Raw genomic sequence first — 258 nt, forward strand, 5'->3', positions numbered from 1 at the left:
CCTCTTATCAGAGTTATTAAGGAGCAGCGGAAAGAGATTGAACGTTTGAATGAGAAAAACGATTCGTATTTAACTCAGTTAGCGGATTGCAGGGAACAGCTTTTACCTTTAATGGAAAATTATAAGGACTACGAAGAATTATTAGGTCTAACTGTATCTGATCCGTTATCTATATCTTATTTGTGTGAACGGGTAGCGGATGAGTTTCACACATTGAAATAAATCTTAACAAAAACGCTATTTTATTAGAAAGCGAGG

At 35.3% G+C, this 258-nt stretch carries 1 protein-coding gene; it reads left to right on the forward strand.

The window, feature by feature from the left end; genetic code table 11:
- On the forward strand, positions 1-222 hold a 222-nt coding region (locus tag ACS2QP_RS28085), incomplete at its 5' end, for a hypothetical protein (protein WP_438883114.1).
- Between the last annotated feature and the right edge of the window lie 36 nt (positions 223-258).

The organism is Bacillus cereus group sp. Bce019 (assembly GCF_051781745.1).
Lineage (GTDB): Bacteria > Bacillota > Bacilli > Bacillales > Bacillaceae_G > Bacillus_A > Bacillus_A cereus.